Genomic DNA, 21986 nt, shown 5'->3' with positions numbered 1-21986 from the left:
CACTGACCTGAGGATTTTGCAAAATCCTTACCTTCAAATGACCTGCATCACATGAGGAAAGGGGAACTTCATATGAAAAAAGGAGCTGTTGTCGTTTGGCTTCTGATTTTGACCCTGATGCTTTCGGCCTGCAATCTGGCGGAGAGTGGAACGGGCAGCAAGGAAAAAGGCTATGTGGGTATTTCCATGCCGACCAAATCGTCCGAGCGTTGGGTAGGGGACGGGGAGAATATGGTTCGGTTGTTTCAGGAGCAAGGCTATAAAACGGATTTACAGTATGCCGAGGACGTGGTAGAAAATCAAATTTCCCAAATCGAAAATATGATCACCAAGGGTGTCAATGTCATGGTCATCGCTTCGGTCGATGGGAACACGCTGACGGATGTAATTCAGAAGGCACATGACCGAGGGATTCAGGTCATTTCTTACGACCGTCTGATTCGTAACACACCGTATCTGACATATTATGCGACCTTTGATAACTTCAAGGTGGGCGTGCTACAGGCGGCATATATTGAGAAAAAGCTGGGTCTCAAGGAAGGCAAGGGCCCTTTCAATATCGAGCTGTTCGGCGGATCACCGGATGATAATAACGCATACTTCTTCTTTAATGGTGCGATGTCCGTACTTAAACCATACATTGATTCCGGCAAGCTGGTCGTACGCAGCAAGCAGATGACGATGGCGCAGATTGCTACGCTGCGGTGGGACGGAGCTTTAGCACAGTCACGGATGGATAATCTGCTGAGTGCCTACTATTCAGGGGCCAATCTGGACGCGGTACTCTCCCCGTATGATGGCATTAGCATCGGTATCATTTCATCCCTGAAAGGGGTCGGATACGGAACAGCGACCAAGCCGCTGCCGATCATTACGGGACAGGATGCGGAGCTGGCTTCGATCAAGTCCATTGTGGCTGGAGAGCAGACCCAAACCATATTTAAGGATACCCGCAAGCTGGCTGAGCAAACGGTTGTGATGGCCAATAGCATTTTACAAGGCAAGCAAGCGGAAGTAAATGACGTTAAATCATATAACAACGGTAAAAAGATAGTGCCTGCGTACTTGCTTGATCCAATCTCGGTGGATCGGACGAATGTAGAGAAGGATATTGTCGGCAGTCACTATTACACCAAAGAGCAAATTGGACTCAAATAAGAGTAGGAATCCAACCGAAAGGAGTGTAACCCATGAGTGGAATCATTTTGGAAATGAAGGGAATTACCAAAACCTTTCCCGGCGTAAAGGCATTGGAAAATGTAAATCTCAAGGTCAAGGAAGGCGAGATTCATTCGCTGTGCGGCGAGAACGGTGCGGGCAAATCGACGCTAATGAAGGTATTGAGCGGTGTATATCCACATGGAACCTACGAAGGGGATATTATTTTCCAAGGCAAAACGTGTGAGTTTAAGGATATCAAGCAAAGCGAGGAATTGGGCATCGTCATTATCCATCAGGAGCTGGCATTGATCCCGTATCTCTCAATTGCGGAAAATATTTATTTGGGCAACGAACGCGCCAGCGGCGGCGTGATTGATTGGAAAGAGACTTTTGTCGGGACACGCGAGCTGCTGTCTAAGGTCGGTTTGAGCGAAAATCCCAATACCTTGGTTACGAACATCGGGGTCGGCAAGCAACAGCTGGTCGAAATTGCGAAAGCGCTCTCTAAAAAGGTAAAGCTGCTTATTCTGGATGAACCGACAGCGGCCTTGAATGAGGATGATAGTGAAAATCTGCTTAATTTGATGCTGGAATTTAAAAAACAGGGTATTTCCTGCATTCTCATCTCCCACAAGCTGAATGAGGTCGCCAAGGTGTCGGATTCGATTACGATTTTGCGGGATGGGAAGACGATTGAGACGCTGGATATGAAAAAGGATGAGGTCACAGAGGATCGGATTATTAGCGGGATGGTTGGACGTGATCTGACCAGCCGTTATCCAGAGCGCCATGCCAAGATTGGCAAAGTTGTGTTGGAAGTGAAGGACTGGACGGTGTATCACGAGCATCATGCGGACCGCAAGGTACTGGATCTGGTGAATCTGAACATTCGCCGTGGTGAAATTGTCGGTATTGCCGGGCTGATGGGTGCAGGACGGACTGAGCTGGCGATGAGTATCTTTGGCAAGTCATACGGACGCAATATCTCGGGTCAACTGATTAAGGACGGCAAGCCGATCCAGAACAACACGGTTACGGACGCGATTAACAACGGTTTTGCCTATGTGACAGAGGACCGCAAGGAGTACGGCCTCATTTTAATGGATGATATCAAGCGCAATATTTCGCTGACTGGTCTGAGCAAGCTGACGAAAGGCGCTGTGGTCAATGAGCAGGAGGAAGTCGTCGTTGCAGAGGAAATGAAAAAAAGCATGAACATCAAAGCGCCGAGTATTTTACAGAAAACCGGTAATCTGAGTGGCGGCAATCAGCAGAAGGTAGTACTGAGCAAATGGATTTTTGCCGGACCGGATATTCTGATTCTGGATGAGCCGACGCGCGGGATAGATGTGGGTGCCAAATATGAAATCTATACGATTATTCACCGACTTGCCGCTGAGGGCAAGGGGGTGCTGGTCATTTCGTCTGAGCTGCCAGAGGTACTAGGCTTGTGTGACCGGATTTATGTCATGAATGCCGGGCGGATCACCGGAGAGGTTAGCCGTGAGGACGCTTCGCAGGAAACGTTGATGAGATATATGACCAAGTCAGGAGGCGTGAAGCATGGAAACCATAACTAAACTATTTAAAAATAACATCCGCCAATATGGCATGATGATTGCGCTGGTCGTTATTATGATTTTGTTCGAGGCGCTGACAGGCGGCTTGCTGTTGAAGCCGATTAATATTACCAATCTGATTTTGCAAAACAGCTACATTCTCGTGCTGGCGATCGGGATGGTGCTGGTTATCATCACTGGGCATATTGATTTGTCCGTCGGCTCCATAGCCGCTTTTGTCGGTGCAGTTGCCGCCATTATGATGGTCGATTGGCAGCTTCCAGCGTGGGTCGCTGTGATTGCAGCTTTGCTGGTCGGAGCGTTAATTGGGGCATGGCAAGGGTTCTGGGTCGCTTATGTACGGATTCCGGCATTTATCGTTACCCTGGCGGGCATGCTGCTCTTCCGCGGATTAACAATGATCGTGCTGGAAGGTCAATCAATTTCTCCTTTTCCGGGGGGATTTCAGAAAATCAGTTCAGGTTTCCTGCCGGATTTTTCATCTACAGGTTATAACCTGGTATCCGTCATTGTAGGGATTGCACTTACGGTATGGTTTATTGTGAACGAACTTCGTGAACGCCGTTCTCAGCTTAAATATGGATTCGAGGTTCCGCCACAGGCGTTATTTATACTCAAATTGATCGTAGTGGCTGCTGTGATTAATCTGTTCACCTTCATGCTTGCGAGCTATGCGGGGATACCGAACATTCTCGTCCTGCTGTTCATCCTGATCGTGGTATATTCCTTCGTCATGAACCGCACGGTTATGGGCCGTCATGTGTATGCACTGGGTGGAAATGAAAAGGCAGCGGGCCTGTCTGGTGTCAAAACGAAAAAAGTAACATTCTGGGTATTTGTCAACATGGGCGTATTGGCTGCTATTTCCGGTCTCATCTTTGCTGCACGTCTGAACGCGGCTACACCGAGAGCGGGTACAAACTTTGAGCTGGATGCCATCGCGGCTTGCTTTATCGGTGGAGCTTCAGCGTCAGGCGGGATCGGTACGGTTTTTGGAGCGATTATCGGTGGCTTGGTTATGGGCGTACTGAATAACGGTATGTCTCTGATCGGCCTCGGTATTGACTGGCAGCAAGGCATCAAGGGCTTGGTACTGCTGCTGGCGGTTGCCTTCGATATTTACAACAAAAACAAAAGATCAGTCTAAGCTTATATTCATTATTGTAAGATAAACAAACCTCCAGTCCCACTTAACTTGTGGATGCTGGAGGTTTGCTTTGTATGTTAGGCCTTATGGCTATTAGCCAACCCAACTATGTCGTCACCATTTGTCCGCCGTTCACATGCAGCGTTTGACCGGTAATGTAGGAGCCGTCATCCGAAGCCAGCAGCACATAGGCAGGAGCTAATTCATAAGGCTGCCCGGCCCGCTTCATCGGCGTATTGCTGCCAAAGGTGCGGATGACTTCGGTCGACTGTGTGGCCGGATTCAGCGGAGTCCAGATCGGACCGGGAGCAATGGCATTCACGCGAATACCCTGATCGACCAGATTGTTAGCCAAAGCGCGCGTGAAGCTGACAATGGCTCCTTTGGTAGCTGAATAGTCAATCATATTTTTTTGCCCAACATAGGCTGTAACCGATGCTGTATTGACAATGCTGCCCCCTGCCCGCATATATGGCAAGGCTTCTGTAGTCATATGGAAGAAGGAAATAATATTCGTGTCAAACGTATCACGAAGCTGCTGCTCACTGATATCCAGATACGATTCACGAACAAACTGAACACCCATATTATTAATGAGGATATCAATACGACCGAAGGTTTCCATCGTTTTTTGAACAACCAGACAGCAGTTGCTTCTAAGCCTTAGATCACCTGGAATTAGCAAACAACGTCGGCCAAGCCGGTGAATGACATCACGGGTTTCCATAGCATCTCGATGCTCATCGAGATAGGCAATGACCACATCGGCCCCTTCCTTGGCAAATGCCACTGCAACTGCACGACCAATGCCACTGTCCCCGCCGCTGATAATAGCTACCCGATCCTGAAGCTTTCCCGTGCCGATATACTTTGGATTATCAAAGATAGGGCGTGGAACCACCAGGTATTCCAACCCCGGCTGTCTATATTGATGCTGGGGAGGAAAAGCAATCGGAACTTCTTTACATTGGGTTTCTGTACCATAATAAGGATGTTGATATTGCCAATTCATTTAATAATCCCTTCTTTTAGGCGTTTTGAAATCCAATATATGCGAAATGGGCGCAAATGGTGATTCAGGATGGTCGCCTTATGCCGAAATCGTCGCTCCATCCACCGGAATATGGACGCGTTCCTGCAAACCTTCGCGGTGGATATGTTCGGTAAGCTCGGAGCGGGTCAGTACACAATGGTTGATTGCTTCCATATGCACAGCAACGACTTGGGTGTAAGGGGCATGCTGTGCAACAGCCGTTACATCTTGGGCAGTCATAATAATAGGATCGCCCACTGCAAACCGCGCTCCTCCAGCGTTCACGATTGTCCAGTCAGGGTGGTATTTATCCAGTGCTTCCGCGACTTCACTGCACCAAATGGTATCCCCAGCCACATAGACGACAGGCTCGCCCGGAGCCTGAAATACAAAGCCGGATACGGGTCCCATCTGTTCCCCGATTTCTCCAGTTCCGTGATGCCCGGTTGTACGGCTAATCTCGATTTTCCCGACTGAGCCAGCCACTGCAATCGGAGTAACCTGTGTAAAACCGTCGGCTGTGATTTGTTCTTCATTTCCGGGCTGGCAGAAGACAGGGATTTGCTTGTCCAGCCAGCGTACTGCCGCCGGGTCCCAATGATCTAGATGCAAATGTGTGACGATGATTACGTCAGGCTGGACAAGCGTTTGCCATTGCGGTGGCAAGGGAACGAGCGGATTACGGCGGGTATTTTCTGTGTTAGGGACCGGTGGGTTTATCCCAGCATCGCTCAGCATCGGATCAATCAGAAATTTTACTCCAGCGTATTCGATCCACAAGGTTGCGTTGCGGATTAGTGTGATTTTCATATATGGAGGCTCCTTCGATTGTAAATGTTTTTTGACCGACTGTATTTTCGGCTGTTCTTTGTTTCTGCTACAATCATACCTGACGGAAATAGATGCAGGCTACGACCTGCTGAAAGGAAAACCAGCATTCTCGTTTCATGATGAAAGGAAAAATAACTATGGAACTATTCGTACCTGATGAGACCGACCTGCGCATCCTTCATCATCTGATTGAAGACAGCTCTTTAACGCATAAGGAGGTCGGTCAGCTTGTTCATTTGACGGGTCAAGCAGTAGGGGCACGCGTTCGAAAAATGCAGGACGCGGGCATCATCGAGGGTTATACGTTGCGCTGGAACCCTGAAAAAATTGGACAGACGATCCATGCCTTTATTACGGTTTTTTTAAATTCAGGAACGACTCACAGTGCTTTTCAGGCTTTTGCACGGGAGCATCCCTCTATCGTCGAAATCCATCGGGTGAGTGGGGAGGGCTGTTATTGGATGCGGGTACGCATGTCTTCACAGTCAGAGTTAAATACGATGCTGGATGAGCTTACGAAGTTTGGTAACTACAAATTGAGCTTTTCAATCGGCGAAATTTGAGGATAAAAGCTTTCGGCGTTTGTGCCGAAAGCTTTTGTTTTACGAGGGCAATCCAAGTCAGCGTTATAGGCTCATTTTGAAAATATGCTGCAAGCCGTGTTGTCCCATTTTAGTGTTACCTTCATCGGTAAAACCGCATTTGAGATAAAGACTTTGAGCAGAAAGATTACGGGCATTGACGCCCAGTACAATCTCGCGAATATGTGGGAAGTGTCTAGAAATAAACTGTGGTAGCAAAAGCAGTCCTTGTTTAGCGAATCCTTGTCCTTGATCTGCGTAATGAATAGAAAACGCACGCAGTAGCAGTGCCTCAGAAGAATTCGTGTAGTCCGCTAATTCATCTCCATCATATAAAACAAAAAATCCAACCGGTCTTCCGGTAGCCGTAATTACGACAGGATGGCGATGTGGATCTTCCTTAGCCAGTGCCAGCATGTCAGCTGGCAATCCAGTAAATTGCTTTTGCTCCTCAGGCAAATAAAAGGTATGTAAAATAGCATCATGCTCACAATGGTAAGGGACAAGCTCTATATTATTCATCATTACACTCCGATCTGAACAAATTTTAATCTACTATATCAATCTTGTTTGCTAAAAAAAGAAACCTGAACTCATCTTACTTACGTATTATCCATACATAAACTAGCATAGTCAAAAGGAGACATCTACGCTTATGAAGCCGCTGATAGAATATCGTGAAAGTCAGGATATATTGCACCGAGAGCTAAAGCAGATTGAGAAGTGGGAGAAGGAGCAGAAGGATATTTTTTTCTGGGAAAAAATCGGCAGGTGGCCCTTTATGCTGCTGGATCGGCTGACGCCGAAAATTATTAAAGACAAGCTGGAGCAACTGCTAAACGAGCTGGGCAGCTTCATTCAGAATGGCGGCAAATATTTGGTGAAAGAAGAAACGGTTCTGAGCAGGCTGAACAAAACGGCCTGTGAATATATGATTAAGCAAAATAGTGCAGATTCCGTCTTAGATACGGAGGATCAGCCCCGTGGCGGGAAAAATACAGATGCTGAGCATAGTGACGATTCTCTGTGGGATTTGAAGCAGGTGGCTGAGCTACCGCTAACGATCATGGATCAGACTGCGGACGATATAACGTCGGGGCGCATTACCTTTGCCACCGCTCAGGGAGCAACCACGGGGATAGGCGGTGTGTTTACGATTGCGGCGGATATTCCTATTTTGCTCGGCTTGTCACTCAAGGTGCTTCAGGAAATCGCTTTGTGCTATGGCTTTAACCCTCATGATAAGCAGGAACGCATTTTTATTATTAAATGTATGCAATTTGCTTCATCTGATATTGTGGGGAAAAAGGCTGTATTAGAGGAACTGGCCTTGTTCGATGATCCTTCGCGTCAGGCACAGGTTTTTTCGCAAATGCAAGGATGGAGAGAAGTCATTAACACTTATCGTGATCAGTTTGGTTGGAAAAAGCTACTGCAAATGGTCCCAATTGCGGGCATATTGTTTGGCTCCATGGCCAATCGAAGTGCTATTCATGACGTAGCTGAGGCGGGGAAAATACTGTATCGGAAGCGTCGTATTTTAAAGCGTTTAGCAGAAATAGAGAATGGGTTGGAGTAGAAGTAAGGAATGGAGGAGAGGTGAAGAGTGGGGAAGAAGTGAGGAATGTGGCTTGAGTTAGTTGTTTATAAAGGTGTGCAGCGGCCAAGATGACCGCCGCACGTTAGCCTGTTACACTTCGGCTCCATTTTCTTCCGCCCAGCGATTGAGGGTTTTGTCTGTAGGAAGTAGAAATGTTAAAATGCCGAGCAGTGGCAAAAAGCCACACAGGAACATGATGTTGGTAATGCCTACTTTGTCGATCCAACTGCCGAGCACAAGTGCGCCCACCCCACCCAGACCAAAAGCCAAGCCTGTGATGAGACCGGACACCGTTCCGATTTTGCCAGGCACGAGCATCTGGGCATATACGACTGTGACCGAAAAGCTGGACAACATAATAAATCCGATAATCGCCAGCAGGATCGCCGTCCAGAATTGGTTGGCATAAGGCAATAGCAGGGCCAGTGGTGCAGCTAATACCATGGACAGAAAAATCATATTGCGTTTACCAAACCGGTCTGCCAGCGGGCCGCCAAAGAAGGTGCCCAAGGCTCCAGCTCCGAGGAACAGGAAAATGTACAACTGTGCATCAGCCAATGGCATTTTAAATACTTCCATCAGGTAAAACGCATAGTAGCTTCCGACCGACGTCGAATACCACGAACGAACAAATACCAGCAGAATGAGGACAATCATGGCAAACATAATGCGGCTGCGCACTTCGGGCTTCATACGGCGTGTTGCCGCTTTTTTGCGTGCAATGCCTTCTGTACGCAGGACGTTACCGTACCAGCGGGCAATGAACGATTGCACTACAATCCCGGCTGCCGCAATACCTGTGAACCAGATGGCGCCAAATTGCCCCAACGGGATAAAAATCCAGCTCGTGAGCATCGGTGCCAGTGATTGACCTGCATTGCCGCCGACCTGGAAAATGGATTGTGCCAATCCCCGGCGTGATCCTGCCGCCATATGGGATACGCGCGAGCCTTCCGGGTGAAAGGCAGCTGAGCCCAGACCTACGAAGATGACTGCGATTAGCACCGCTTTGTAATCGGCAGCATAGGCGAGCAGCAGCATGCCAGTCAGCGTAAAGCCCATACCGATAGGAAGGATAGCGGGTGTAGGCCGTTTGTCCGAAAACAAGCCAATTACAGGCTGCATGATCGAAGCTGTGAAGTTGATGGCGAATGAAATCCAGCCGATCTGCGTGTAGTTCAGGCTCATAGATTCCTTCAGGATCGGAAAGATCGCTGGAATGACCGATTGAATCGAGTCATTGAACAGATGGACGAAACTGATCGCAATCAGAATCGCAAAAACGGTGCTTTTCGCTTGTGGTCCCGGTAGGGGGAGCGATTGGCCCGTTTCTTTTTTTGTAGCCGGTTTAGTAGACATGGCAACCTCCGGGTATGTATGTATATTTTAAGATATAGGAAGCAATCCACTTGCAGCAAATGGCTGAAAGGGGGATAAAGCCCCTCTTTCCTCCTCGCTGCTTGCCCATTCTGCTGGATACTCTTTATTGCTCGATCCTTTAATTCACAACAGATTAACTTGCCCTGAGTGTATTATATCTGCATGAATTGGTTCCATGTTGAATGTTGTTGATATTCTTTTTACATATAAATAAGCAAGCAGAATTTAACAAAACGAAGCTCTTTATTTAACAAACTTAAGGTATGATTCTTTATGTCATACATCTTGTTGTATAGATAATAGCTCCGTAGAAACAGTATGCAGAGCACAAGAGAAGAGAGGATCTGATTTGAGAATGAAATTGCTAAAGAAACCATTATCAGTTGCGTTATTATCTTTACCTTTACTTCTAGGTTCTCTGGGTGGAAGTTATGCGAGTGCGGCCACGCTGCCAACAACAGTAACTCCAACAGAACCGTCATGGGGATATTTTGTAGATCATTATAAAAATAATAGTGCTGCTAATAAGACGGAAAGCTCCAATTCGACTCTCGGATTGCTTTCTGAATTTAATAAGCTTTGGACTCCTGGCGCTACCTGGGACACAGGCACCAAGCTAAACAGCAGTGTACTGGACGCTAATATTCAAAAAGTGATCGATATCGCTGCCCGTCGCACTGCCGGTGAGGCCGATGCGGCTTATTTGGATGATCGCCGAAATCAGAGCTACAGTATAATCGACGGTCTGGGTTCGCTTACTGATATCTATCGAAAGAAGGCAGGTGCGACGACAACAATCAACGACGTCCCGGCTGATGCCACAACTAAAAAATATGAAGATGAGGGAACGAATGTAGGGGACACAAGCTCCAGTCTTGGTAACATCGTGAAACTGGTCAATACCTTGCGTGGGGATTACTCTACGACCAACCCGGCTAAATCTTACTTTAGCTATCCTCGTCCGTTCCGCTGGAGCGATAATTCAGTGGTTGTTCCCAGTCTGATCCCTGCACTCAAATCTGATGCTACTAATGATGGCGGCTTTCCTAGCGGTCATACCAATGCTGCGTATCTCAGTTCTATTGCCATGGCCTATGCCATGCCGGAGCGTTATCAGGAATTGCTGACACGAGCTTCGGAGCTGGGTAATAACCGCGTGGTTGCTGGTATGCATTCCCCACTTGATGTTATGGGGGGACGTGTCATGGCAACAGCGATGGCGGCTGCCATCCTGTCCGATCCAGCCAATAGCAGCTTGAAGAAAGCAGCTTATCAGGATGCTCATACGCAATTGTTGTCCCAAAAGGGTACAGCCCCAGATCGATACAGCAACTATGCCACGAATAAAAAGAATTATAATGAACGATTAACGTACGGATTCAGCCCGATTAATCCAACGACGAAGCCAATGACAGTGCCTAAAGGAGCGGAAGTATTATTGGAGACACGCCTGCCTTACCTTGATAGCACACAACGCCGTTGGGTATTGGCCACTACAGGTCTTCCATCTGGATATCCTGTGCTTGACGATGCCGAAGGATGGGGACGATTAGACCTGTTTTCCGCTGCGGATGGCTACGGTGCTTTCGTCAATAATGTTACAGTCAATATGGACTCCTCCAAAGGCGGTTTCAATGCATTGGATCGCTGGCGCAACAATATTTCTGGGGTTGGAAAGCTGACTAAAAAGGGCACAGGTACGTTGGAGCTTATGGGTAGCAATACGTATACCGGCGGTACACAGATCGATCAAGGCATACTTGCAGGGAATTCGGAGACGGCCTTCGGAAGGGGCGCAGTTACAAATAACGGGGGAACTCTTCTTAAAAATAATTCTGGAAAGCTGGTTGTTAGCGGGAATTACAAACAAACTGCCAAGGGAAAACTTGAGCTCAACCTGCAAAGTAAAAATGATGTGCTCAAAATTAAGGGAACAGCCCAACTTAACGGGAAATTACGCCTGAATTTTTCTAATAAATATGTACCAGCTAGCGGCGCCACCATTATAACCTACGGTAAACGCAATGGGGCATTCTATTCCATTGAAGCAGCGGGTTTACCAAGCAATTATAAAGTGAAGGTGGTCTATACAGCTAATAGTGTTCAGTTGAAGATCACGAAAATAACCAAATAGGACAATTAAAGGTGCACCTTTAAAATACACCGGATCAACTATGAAGTTATCCAGTGCTCATTCTGAAGGTGTATTTTTTGTTCCCGTACAAATCCGATTTCTCGGTGTTATTTATAGCCAAGGGTATAAAAAGGTCAAAATTTGACCTTAATGTAGTAAAATAATCGCACTGTTTGAAAGCGCAGTCATGTTATTCTTAAGAGGCATATTAGTCCAAGTTTTAAGGGTTCAGACTAACTAAGAGGAACAGAGGAAAGGAAGAAGACTGATGAGTCTTGAAAAAGAATACGTTAAAATAGCCCAGGATGTCATTAAAGGGCTTGGCGGAGAAGACAATATTATTTCTATGGCACATTGTGCCACACGGCTGAGATTGATTGTAAAAGACAGGGACATCATTGATGATGAATTTATCGAAAATATTGATAAGGCAAAAGGGGTGTTTTTTACCTCTGGACAATATCAGATTATTTTTGGAACCGGTACCGTGAACAAGGTTTACGAAGCGATGGTCGGCCAGAACGTATCTGCGACATCGAAGGCAGAGCTGAAAGAGAAGGCCTCAACCCAAGATGATAACTTTTTCAAAAGAATGATCCGCGTTTTCGGGGATGTATTTGTTCCCATTATCCCTGCATTGGTAGCTACCGGCTTGTTTATGGGAGTTAGGGGCTTAGTAACTCAGCCTGCACTGCTTCAGTTATTTGGACTTACACCGGATGATATTTCTGCGAATTTCATATTATTTACGCAAATACTGACCGATACCGCGTTTGCCTTTTTACCTGTGCTGGTATGCTGGTCAGCATTCAGAGTGTTTGGCGGGTCGCCGATCTTGGGGATTTTGCTCGGACTCATGCTCGTAAGTCCTTCATTACCTACATCCTGGGATGTCGCTCAACATGTGAAGGAACCTCTTTTATTTTTAGGCTTCATTAAAATCGCAGGCTATCAGGGCTCCGTTCTGCCGGCGTTCATTATAGGGATCGTGGGAGCGATGATGGAGAAAAGAATCAGGAAATCCGTTCCTGAGGCATTGGATTTGATTCTGACACCGTTTCTGACATTGTTGCTCACACTGGTACTGGGCTTGTTCGTGATTGGTCCCATCTTCCATGAAGTAGAGGTTTTAATATTATCGGCAGTTACAGCTATTTTGAAGTTGCCGTTTGGCATTGGCGGGTTTATTTATGGTGGCATTAATCAGATTATTGTCGTTACCGGGCTGCACCATGCGCTCAACCTGATCGAAATACAAATGCTGGTAGATGGCGGCTGGAATATGGTTAATCCGATTAGCTCGGCATCTATTTGTGCACAAGCGGGTGCGGCGTTAGCTGTCGGCTTGAAATCCAAAAGATTAAAAACCAAATCTATTGCTTACCCGTCTGCTGTGTCTGCACTACTCGGCATTACAGAACCCGCTATTTTTGGGGTGAACATTCGATATGGCAAACCATTCGTGATGGGCTTGATTGGGGGAGCAGTTGGAGGATTCTTTGCACGTATCTTTAATGTTCAGGCCACAGGCATGTCGATTACAGCTATACCTGGTTTGTTGCTGTATTTGAATAATCAGATTTTTCTGTATGCTTTCGTTTGTTTAATCGGTTTTGGTGTCGCATTTGCGTTGACGTGGATCTTTGGATTTAAAGAAAAAGTAGAGAACAAATAAAATTTAGTGGAGAAAATCATGGACAACAAAACATTGCTTGAAAAATTGAATACCCTTTCAATAGAAGAGAAAATTGGTCAGCTTATTCAACTGACCGGTGATTTTTTTGAAGGAGACATGGATACGGTTGTGACGGGCCCTTTGAAAAAACTGGGGCTAAATACGGACTATAATATTTATAATACGGGCTCCATATTAAACATTACCAACCCGGAAAAAATAATTCGATTGCAAACCGATTATTTGGAGAAATCGGCTCATAAAATCCCACTGTTATTCATGGCAGATATTATCTACGGATATCGAACCATTTTCCCGATTCCGATCGCTCAAGCATGTAGCTGGAACTATGAGGAGGTAGAGAATGCGGCTTCGATTGCCGCCCGGGAGTGCTACGAGGAAGGCATTCATGTAACCTTTTCCCCTATGGTAGATTTGGTGAGAGATCCTCGCTGGGGGCGGGTGATGGAATCGCCTGGTGAAGATACCTTGCTGGCGCAGAAATATGCCCAGAGCGTAGTGCTGGGAATCCAGGGAAACAACTTGGAAGGTGGAGCCGTACCAGCCCATAAAATTGCTGCTTGCGTCAAGCATTTTGCCGCTTACGGAGCACCTGTCGCCGGAAGGGAATACAATGCCGTGGATCTATCGGAGCATGCATTGCGAGAATATTATTTGCCTGGATATCAAGCTGCAATAGAAGCGGGTGCCAAGCTTGTCATGACGGCTTTTAATACATTGAATGGGATCCCTGCGACTGGAAACGAGTGGCTTAACCGTAATGTATTAAGACAGGAAATGAATTTTGACGGTGTATTGATCTCGGATTACGCCGCTATTGAAGAGCTAATCATGCATGGTTATGCCGAAGACGAGACTTCTGCCGCCAGGCTGGCACTGTTGGCGGGCGTGGATGTGGATATGAAAACGGCTGTGTACGCTAATCAATTGAAAAATGTAATATCAGGTGACGACTATATGCTAGGGCTTCTGAATGAAGCTGTATACCGTGTATTGAAGCTGAAAAATGATTTGGGGCTGTTTGAGGACCCATTCCGCGGATTACAGGAAATCGTTAAACGTTCAACCAGCAGTATTTTGTCAGACGATCATAAACAAGCGGCATTGTCCCTGGCAGAGGAATCTGTGGTGCTGCTGAAAAATGAAAATAATGTATTACCGTTATCAAAGGAAATGAAGGTTGCTTTGATTGGTCCCTATGTAGAAGAAAATTCTACCCTGGGCATGTGGGCGATTAAGGGGGAGGAGACAGACACTATAAATTTAAAAACGGGGTTGTTACAGCTGGTTGACCCCGACAATCTCTCGGTATGCAGGGGAAGTTATCTGCTGCCTCCTGATGCAAGGAAAACGTTCGATAAATATGCGGACAAACTGGCGGTGGAAACAAGCTCGGAGGAAGATCTACTGCAAGAAGCCATTAGGAATGCAAATGAAGCAGAAGTCATAGTCCTTGCCTTGGGAGAAAGTATTTATCAGAGCGGAGAAGGTGGATCACGAACGAACCCGACGCTTCCAGAGCCGCAGTTGAGACTACTTCATGAATTAAGCTTATTGGGCAAAAGGATCGTTCTGATCGTATATAGTGGAAGACCTTTAATCCTTACCGATGTTGCTGAAAAGGTGGACGCGTTTGTTCAGGCCTGGTATCCGGGCACGATGGGCGGAGAAGCGCTGGCCAATATACTGTATGGAGAAGTAAATCCGTCTGGGAAATTAGCGATGACCTTTCCACGTAGCGTCGGTCAGATTCCGGTATACTACAATGAGCTGAATACAGGCAGACCAAATTTAAAGGAAAATGGCTCTTACCGCTTTGCGTCCCGATATATAGATGAAGTGAACGAACCCTTGTATCCGTTTGGCTATGGCCTATCCTATACCTCATTTGAATACAGTCTATTAACCGTCAGCCAAAAGGAAATGAAAACAAATGAGTCAGTGGATATCCGCATTTCTGTATCCAACACTGGAACGTATGCTGGGAAAGAAACGATTCAATTATATATTCGCGATAAATTTGCAAGTGTGGCAAGGCCAGTGAAGGAATTAAAAGACTTCAAAAAAGTATTTTTGCACAGCGGCGAAACTAAAATTGTTGAATTTTCAGTGGATGAAGACATGCTTAAATTTTATGGACGTGAAATGGAATATAAGAGTGAACCTGGCGAATTTGAGGTTTATATCGGTTCAAGCTCACAGGAAACTTTGCTAAGCTTTAGTTTTACTTTGTTACGGGAGGATCAACATGAATAAAAGCGACGCTTATCATCTTAAATATCATATTACTCCTCCCTACGGGCTATTAAATGATCCTAATGGACTTGCCTTTTTCAAGCATCAATATCATGTGTTCTATCAGTGGAACCCCAAAGGAACCGAACATCGAAATAAATGCTGGGGTCATGTTGTTTCCAGCGATCTGGTGCATTGGCAAAGGAAAAGTGTTGCGCTAGAGCCTTCGGAATGGTATGACAAGGACGGCATTTATTCCGGCGGCGCCATAGTGCATCAGGAAAAACTGTATCTGTTTTACACAGGAAATGTAATCAGGGATGACGGTGTCAAGGAAAGCTATCAATGCGTAGCCATCTCGGAGGACGGGGAGCATTTTCAGAAAATGGGCCCCTTATTCGAACATCCCAAGGGCTATACCAGACATGTCCGAGATCCCAAAGTATGGAGAGATCGGAATGGGAGCTGGTGGCTGATCGTGGGCGCTCAAAGAGAGGATTTGACTGGAGATACGCTTATCTACAAATCCACAGATTTGTCTGTTTGGGGATGCCAAGGATCATTTTTGGAGCATGATCGTGAATTCGGATATATGTGGGAATGTCCTGATCTACTTCATTTTGCGGAAAATGATATTTTTGTCTTCTCTCCACAGGGTTTACCGGAAGCAGGCGAATATTATAGAAACCCTAACCAATCGGGATATATGGTTGGGAAATTTATGAATACAGGAAAATTTAATGGGAACCTTGCCCATTTTAAAGAGCTTGATCGAGGGTTTGATTTCTACGCGCCACAGTCATTTAAGGTGAATGACAGAACCATTATGTTTGGGTGGATGAGCGGCATGAATGAAGAAGCGGAGAGGGCTGTTCCCACCATTCAGGAAGGCTGGATTCATGCGCTGACTTTACCTAGAGAAATAGTGCTATCTAACGGTGTGCTCTACCAGAAACCATTGCCGGAATTACAATTGTTAAGACTGGAGGGTGTGCATTCCCAGAAGGACATTCACAAAAATGGGGTTTGGCTGCTGCCTTCTTTGCAGGTGGAATGCATTGTTCATTTTTCGAAGCTTACAGAAAACTTCAAAATGATCATAAGAAATGCTGTGGAAATTAACTATGATTCGGCAGAAAACAGTATAACCTTATGGAGAACAAACTGGTTGACCAACCAGAGGGAGTACAGAAAAGCAACGTTAGCCAATCAACTTGCAGACATGCAAATATTTATAGAAAGCTCAAGTCTGGAGATTTTTCTGAACGAAGGCGAGGAAGTATTTACTCTGCGGTATTTCCTGGAGGATGCGGAACAACGCACTGTGGTACTTAAAGCAGGAGACAATGAAGGGAAAATTGAGATTTATCAGCTACAGGAATGTGATGTCATAATCAATCCTTAAAACGATATGAGTATCTTTCACCTGTAGAGCTACAAGCAGGCAAGAAAAGGCTGTTCAAGACTCCGTTTGCGAGAAGAACTGCCTTTTTTTGTGTTAGCGACTAAGTAGATTTCAGCTTGTGTAGGCATTTTACTATCGGTATAGTATGAGTATTAGAGTATGTGACTGAATATACTGTTGATTACTCATAGCTAGCTACTGAGGTGTCGTATGAAAAAAATTTATGAACATATCGAAATAGACAGAAGAAAAATGATTAACCTCTTTATGTTTCAATCGACAGATACAGAAAGAGTCATCCCGATGCATTTTCACAGCAATATGGAATTAATCTATTGTACAAGTGGAAGTCTGAAGGTGTGGCATGAAGGAAAGATAACCATTTTGAAGGAAAAGGATGCACTGTTTATTAATAGCAATGTACCGCACTCCACCCAAAGTATTACGGAAAACCAAGTCGTTGTACTGCAATTTCCAGCTACCTTTTTTGCCAATGAACAAGTATTCATCCAATTAAACACGCAAGAGCGAGAAGTTGAACATACTATACTTTCTAAATTAAGAGAGTTGTTTATGGATATATATAACCTGCATGTTTCCAAAGGCAAATATGACTATATTTTAGAGCAAAGCCGAATTATTGAACTTAAGTATTTGCTTGTTAATCATTTTAGTCAGGCCGCAGACTTACAGCCAGAAATATTTAGTGAAAAGCAGCAAAAGATAAAGACCATTATGGATTTTATTAAAGAGCATTATGCTGAAAATATTAGCCTGGCGAAAACAGCTCGAATCTGCGGCTATTCGGAGGCCTATTTGTCGAGAATGTTTCATGAATATACAGGTCAGACGTTTACGGAGTACAAGCAAGTTCTTTGTTTGGAAAAGGCAATTGACTTATTGGAAACAACGAATAAGCCACTTACAGAAATTTCTTACGAGGCTGGCTTTCCAAATGAAAAATCATTTAGAAAAGCTTTTAAGGAAGTTATGGGCAAAACCCCTTATGAATATAAAAAATCAAAATTTGATCTGAGTATGTAGACGGCACAAGTACGACCGGCATCTTGAGTTCATGCTCTAAAGTCCATTTTTGCCCAATTCCAAACCTACAATTTTATGCATAGATAAGCGATCCTCCTTTTCATAAATATCAAGGGGCTGTCCCTGAGTCGTTTTAAGACTTTTACAGGGTAGCCCCTTGGTATTTTTACACTGGGTCAGAAGAACTACGAGCTTATCGGTTATCTACGGTCTCCGGGTACATATCATGATTCATCATGCGATGCTCGGCCATTTGCTCATACTTGGTTCCCGGCTTGCCATAGTTTGTATAGGGGTCAATGGAAATGCCGCCGCGTGGCGTGAACTTGCCCCACACTTCGATATAACGCGGGTCCATCAGCTTGATCAGGTCATTCATGATGATATTGACGCAGTCCTCGTGAAAATCACCGTGATTGCGGAAGCTGAACAGGTACAGCTTAAGGGACTTGCTTTCAACCATTTTAATATCAGGAATATAGCTGATGTAGATGGTTGCAAAATCAGGCTGTCCTGTAATCGGGCACAGGCTGGTGAACTCCGGGCAATTAAACTTCACAAAATAATCCCGGTACGGGTGTTTATTATCAAAGCTTTCGAGAATGGCAGGATCATAAGCAAAAGTGTATTGTGTGCCTTGGTTACCAAGCAGGGTAACGTCGGTCATTTCTTCGGGTTTTCTTCCGGTCATATTGAGTGAGGCTCCTTAAAGTTGGTTTAGTGGTAAAAAGGTAGGGAGTTATGGTGGTGAAGAGGTCGCTCCGCGAAGGATTTGAGCTTCCGATCGCTGTTGAAATGGGATTCTTGCTGATCATTTAAAAGATGCATAGGTTAGAATCCCATTTCAAAGGCGAACGCTATCGCTTCTCCAGCTTCAAATCCTCCGCTCCGCTGCCGACCGCCGTCATCACCATAAAATCCCTGCTCGTTTACCTGTCGGTTGGGCAGAAGTGAGATTTCGCTCCTTATATTTAAAGAGCGTTATTTTATGGAGAAACTCCGTCCTCACGGACGAGGGTTTCTCTTGTTTTATAGCTTTGAGGTGTCGAGGGTGTACTCGACTAATTTGGTGTATCTTGTGTATCACATACAGCTTATATGGAATATATTATATATGCATGTTATACGCCGCGTTTGTTGCCCCATACGAGGGTGTGGAGCTGCGGGAGGACTCTTACATCGTTGAGCCGGGTATCGTCCATAACTCGGTCGATAAGCCATTCATAACGATGTAAAAGAGACTCAGCGATCTGTCCAGTATTCTCCGTGTTCACATCGGGATTACCCGTCTGGAGGAACAACGGTACGTGTGGATAGCGCTCGTGAATGGTGCGGGCATAGGCAAGATCTGTGTCATCGAAGATCACGACCTTCAGGCTGCATACTCCAGTGTAGAGTCTGACTGATTCATCCTCCGATTGCTTGCTGCACGTTGGGATTGAGACGTTTGTCGCAGACTTGGACGCTCCAGCTATCTTTTGGTTTGACAGACGGGCTACGATATCATCCAGCACGTCCCAGTTGGTCGTCATGCCAGAGCTGGGTGGCTTCGGGGACAAGGTCACCTCATCGATATCGTACAGCCATTCCTGCCAGCGGGAACCTTGGGTTTCGACGGCGATGGCCATGCCTTGACTGCGTAGCAGGGTAACTAGCATCCCGAGCTGTGGCAGCAGGGCAGGATTACCTCCGGAAAGGGTCACATGCGAGAACCGTTCGCCGCCGATGGACTGTAGTTCCTGCCATATCTCAGTGGCACTCAGACGGCGAATTTGATCTTTGGCGCTGCCATCCCAGGTAAAAGCGGAGTCACACCATGAGCAATGGTAATCACAGCCTGCGGTACGCACAAACATCGTTTTACGACCAATGACCATCCCTTCGCCCTGAACGGTGGGACCAAACACCTCCAGTACAGGAATAAGGGCTGCTTTAGCCTTGTCGGGTGTAGTCATAGGTTGGCGAGCATTTACGGTATTAGTAGTTACAGTATTAGCAGTTACAGTATTACTCATCGAACATCCACTCCCGTCGGAACTCGGCATAGCTGGTAGGTGTCTCGAACAGCCGTACAAACTCGGTACGTCCCCCTTCAACACGATTGCAGTATGCATCCGAGGTCAAGGCTGACTCCATTTGTTCAAAGATCCAGACGACCATATTTTCCGCCGTTGTATTCATGGGAGGAAGTGTCTCATTCAAGTAACGGTGATCCAGAAAAGGTTCAATTCGCTCTTTCCAGATCGTTTTGATATCGCCAAAATCCAGCGTCAGCCCTGTTTCTCCCGGTATACCGCTTATGCCGAATACGACGACATAGGTGTGTCCATGCAGGTTTTTGCATTTGCCTTCATAACAGTGCAAATGGTGTGCTGCATCGAACGTAAACTGTTTGCTGACGAGTACACGTTTGCGGTGATACCGCAGCTGAGAGCGCTCAATGTCTGTTCCGAACTGCTGGAGCTTGTCGACAATACGAAAGGTACCTGGCTCACGCATGGCCTTCAACTCCTTGGGATGAAGCGCCGCGAACCGCGAGATACTGCTCCAGTCCGGCACGGCGGAGATTGCAGGCAGGACATTCGCCACAGCCATCGCCAATGATGCCGTTATAGCATGTTAATGTACGGGTTCTTACAAATTCAAAAGCCTTCAGCTCATCGGCCATTTGCCAGGTTTCGGCCTTATTCAACCACATAAGCGGGGTATGAATCACAAAGGGATAGTCCATTGAAAGGTTCAGTGTAACGTTCAGCGATTTAATGAAGGAATCCCGGCAATCGGGATAGCCGCTGAAATCTGTCTCGCATACGCCTGTAATGATGTGGCGCGCTCCTTTTTGCTTGGCGAGAACTGCTGCAAAGCTCAGGAACAATAGGTTGCGACCGTCTACAAATGTGCTAGGCAGTTCGCCTTCCTCTTGAGTAATGTCAATGTCGGTGCGTGTGAGGGCATTCGGGGCAAGTTGGTTGAGCAGGCTCATATCCAGTACCGTTTGCGGAACACCTAGCTCTTTGGCAATTCCGGCGGCAACTTCGATTTCCTGCTTGTGGCGTTGACCGTAATCGAACGTCACAGTTTCTACTTCGGCAAAATGTTTTTTTGCCCAAAATAAACAGGTTGTGCTGTCTTGGCCGCCGCTGAATACGACGACTGCTTTTTCGTTTGCAAACATAAAAAAACCTCTCGATCTTCTTGGAATGGTGTAAGACACAGCGTCTTGTCACTTGGAAGAAAGAGAGTTCTTGAACCGGCTTCAACAAAAAACAGGCCTTGCCCCGCAAATTCATTTTTCAATGCGGAGGACAAAGCATCGTTAGTTTTTTATAGAGGGAGTTCGCGAACCTCTCCCATGCGCTAAGCATGGATTTTCTTCATTAGCATCTGTCACGAGGACAGACCGCTTCATTGATAGCATTGCCATTATAGCATGGCAGGGCTATTTGATAAACACTCCACCAAATGGAATGACTTCCCTTAAAAATCGTTTGATCACACCATCGTCGTTCATATCCTGCTGGAGCCGCCGATGATGCTCACCTGCATGAAATAGTACGGTACCGTGTCCCGTCATTTTAAACTGATAGTTCATATGCTGGCTGGCCAGATGGTTACCGTATACGGTTAACTCCAGCTTGGCATTTTCGGGATAGGCTATGACGCTGCTTGCATCGACATAGATCGGCTCTGACGGATGAAGCTGTTCTTGACATACCAATCCCTGTGTCAAAATACCGATGTGACCTGTCCCGTCAAATTTCATTTTAATGACATCACGGCTAAACAGCATGTTTTTCATGCTTAACAGCTTGGTACGCATCTGGATGCCGGAGCTGTACCAGAACAGGTTGCGAAAATCGTATAAGAGATCATCGCTTCCTTCAAGCTTGATCATCTTCAGACTAAAGCCAGGAGGAAGGGCGGCAATTAGCCGACAAGCCCCTGTGAAATCGGCCTGAATCAGTTTGTGCTTGCGATACATGCCTTTAATATTCATCAGCTTATCACTGCGGCCTGAACTGGGTCCGCGATATGCGATGATTTGCTGCGGATGCAGAACATGCAGCTTCTCTCCTTCAGCCAGATCGAGCGTTATGACCGAACCGACATTTTCATCATGGTGTTGTCCTGCTTGTATGTCCATGCAGACCTTTCATCC

The 21986-nt window shown here is 46.1% G+C and carries 19 protein-coding genes and 1 riboswitch; of the genes, 10 read left to right on the top strand and 9 right to left on the bottom strand.

Features of this window, described 5'->3' with window-relative positions; genetic code table 11:
- Positions 1-72 precede the first annotated feature (72 nt).
- From chvE to mmsB, 3 genes are read left to right on the top strand one after another with little or no spacing between them, the layout of a single operon-like run.
- A complete protein-coding gene (gene chvE / locus AC5V8P_RS01110) occupies positions 73-1158 on the top strand; it encodes a multiple monosaccharide ABC transporter substrate-binding protein (RefSeq protein ID WP_064795512.1) in 1086 nt (361 codons plus the stop codon).
- Between the two features lie 32 nt (positions 1159-1190).
- Entirely contained in the window at positions 1191-2741 is a 1551-nt protein-coding gene (mmsA, locus tag AC5V8P_RS01105) for a multiple monosaccharide ABC transporter ATP-binding protein (RefSeq protein WP_064795511.1), read from the top strand.
- The gene (gene mmsB, locus AC5V8P_RS01100; protein WP_064795510.1) at positions 2725-3888 is read left to right on the top strand and encodes a multiple monosaccharide ABC transporter permease; all 1164 of its coding nucleotides are present in this window, start codon (positions 2725-2727) and stop codon (positions 3886-3888) included. Before mmsA ends, mmsB begins: the two co-directional genes overlap by 17 nt.
- Positions 3889-3994: 106 nt before the next feature.
- On the opposite strand, the gene AC5V8P_RS01095 is transcribed toward mmsB, so the two are convergent.
- Both AC5V8P_RS01095 and AC5V8P_RS01090 read right to left on the bottom strand, forming a co-directional pair.
- On the bottom strand, positions 3995-4900 hold the full coding sequence (locus AC5V8P_RS01095) for a glucose 1-dehydrogenase (protein ID WP_064795509.1): 906 nt from the start codon (positions 4898-4900) through the stop codon (positions 3995-3997).
- Positions 4901-4978: 78 nt separating this feature from the next.
- Entirely contained in the window at positions 4979-5731 is a 753-nt protein-coding gene (locus tag AC5V8P_RS01090; protein WP_064795508.1) for an MBL fold metallo-hydrolase, read from the bottom strand.
- A gap of 158 nt (positions 5732-5889) precedes the next feature.
- Here AC5V8P_RS01090 and AC5V8P_RS01085 point away from each other — a divergent pair, with 158 nt between their 5' ends.
- Positions 5890-6315: an Lrp/AsnC family transcriptional regulator gene (locus tag AC5V8P_RS01085; RefSeq protein WP_064795507.1), complete on the top strand. Its 426-nt coding sequence runs from the start codon at positions 5890-5892 to the stop codon at positions 6313-6315.
- Between the two features lie 63 nt (positions 6316-6378).
- Here AC5V8P_RS01085 and AC5V8P_RS01080 read toward each other — a convergent pair whose 3' ends face one another.
- Complete coding sequence (locus AC5V8P_RS01080) at positions 6379-6855, bottom strand: GNAT family N-acetyltransferase (protein ID WP_081276711.1); 477 nt, start codon at positions 6853-6855, stop codon at positions 6379-6381.
- Between the two features lie 133 nt (positions 6856-6988).
- Here AC5V8P_RS01080 and AC5V8P_RS01075 point away from each other — a divergent pair, with 133 nt between their 5' ends.
- A complete protein-coding gene (locus AC5V8P_RS01075; RefSeq protein ID WP_064795505.1) occupies positions 6989-7912 on the top strand; it encodes an EcsC family protein in 924 nt (307 codons plus the stop codon).
- Between the two features lie 111 nt (positions 7913-8023).
- Here the strand turns inward: AC5V8P_RS01075 and AC5V8P_RS01070 are convergent, their stop codons facing one another.
- Positions 8024-9292, bottom strand: a complete 1269-nt coding sequence (locus AC5V8P_RS01070; RefSeq protein ID WP_064795504.1) for an MFS transporter — start codon at positions 9290-9292, stop codon at positions 8024-8026.
- A gap of 376 nt (positions 9293-9668) precedes the next feature.
- Here AC5V8P_RS01070 and AC5V8P_RS01065 point away from each other — a divergent pair, with 376 nt between their 5' ends.
- The 5 genes from AC5V8P_RS01065 to AC5V8P_RS01045 all read left to right on the top strand — a co-directional run bounded on the left by AC5V8P_RS01065 (position 9669) and on the right by AC5V8P_RS01045 (position 17827).
- Positions 9669-11447: an acid phosphatase gene (locus AC5V8P_RS01065; protein ID WP_064795503.1), complete on the top strand. Its 1779-nt coding sequence runs from the start codon at positions 9669-9671 to the stop codon at positions 11445-11447.
- A 268-nt stretch (positions 11448-11715) separates the two neighbouring features.
- Positions 11716-13122 (top strand): sucrose-specific PTS transporter subunit IIBC, encoded by a 1407-nt coding sequence (locus AC5V8P_RS01060; RefSeq protein ID WP_064795502.1) that lies wholly within the window; start codon positions 11716-11718, stop codon positions 13120-13122.
- 18 nt (positions 13123-13140) lie between these two features.
- Entirely contained in the window at positions 13141-15399 is a 2259-nt protein-coding gene (bglX, locus tag AC5V8P_RS01055) for a beta-glucosidase BglX (RefSeq protein ID WP_064795501.1), read from the top strand.
- Positions 15392-16783 (top strand): glycoside hydrolase family 32 protein, encoded by a 1392-nt coding sequence (locus tag AC5V8P_RS01050; RefSeq protein WP_064795500.1) that lies wholly within the window; start codon positions 15392-15394, stop codon positions 16781-16783. The genes bglX and AC5V8P_RS01050 overlap by 8 nt, the downstream gene beginning before the upstream one ends.
- Positions 16784-16993: 210 nt before the next feature.
- Positions 16994-17827, top strand: coding sequence for an AraC family transcriptional regulator (locus AC5V8P_RS01045; RefSeq protein ID WP_064795499.1), 834 nt, complete (start codon positions 16994-16996; stop codon positions 17825-17827).
- A gap of 193 nt (positions 17828-18020) precedes the next feature.
- Here AC5V8P_RS01045 and queF read toward each other — a convergent pair whose 3' ends face one another.
- The 5 genes from queF to AC5V8P_RS01020 all read right to left on the bottom strand — a co-directional run bounded on the left by queF (position 18021) and on the right by AC5V8P_RS01020 (position 21971).
- Complete coding sequence (gene queF / locus AC5V8P_RS01040) at positions 18021-18518, bottom strand: preQ(1) synthase (RefSeq protein WP_007429143.1); 498 nt, start codon at positions 18516-18518, stop codon at positions 18021-18023.
- A gap of 430 nt (positions 18519-18948) precedes the next feature.
- The gene (queE, locus tag AC5V8P_RS01035) at positions 18949-19842 is read right to left on the bottom strand and encodes a 7-carboxy-7-deazaguanine synthase QueE (RefSeq protein ID WP_064795498.1); all 894 of its coding nucleotides are present in this window, start codon (positions 19840-19842) and stop codon (positions 18949-18951) included.
- On the bottom strand, positions 19835-20326 hold the full coding sequence (gene queD / locus AC5V8P_RS01030; RefSeq protein WP_063207595.1) for a 6-carboxytetrahydropterin synthase QueD: 492 nt from the start codon (positions 20324-20326) through the stop codon (positions 19835-19837). The genes queE and queD overlap by 8 nt, the downstream gene beginning before the upstream one ends.
- Positions 20319-21002, bottom strand: coding sequence for a 7-cyano-7-deazaguanine synthase QueC (queC, locus tag AC5V8P_RS01025; RefSeq protein ID WP_064795497.1), 684 nt, complete (start codon positions 21000-21002; stop codon positions 20319-20321). Before queC ends, queD begins: the two co-directional genes overlap by 8 nt.
- Positions 21003-21137: 135 nt before the next feature.
- A riboswitch (PreQ1 riboswitch) is annotated at positions 21138-21181 on the bottom strand.
- Positions 21182-21266: 85 nt separating this feature from the next.
- Positions 21267-21971 carry an AIM24 family protein gene (locus tag AC5V8P_RS01020; protein WP_064795496.1) on the bottom strand — a complete coding sequence of 235 codons (705 nt, stop codon included), beginning with the start codon at positions 21969-21971 and terminating at the stop codon, positions 21267-21269.
- Positions 21972-21986: the final 15 nt, after the last annotated feature.

The organism is Paenibacillus sp. N119s (genome assembly GCF_059447605.1).
This window is presented reverse-complemented; position numbering and strand designations above follow the sequence as displayed.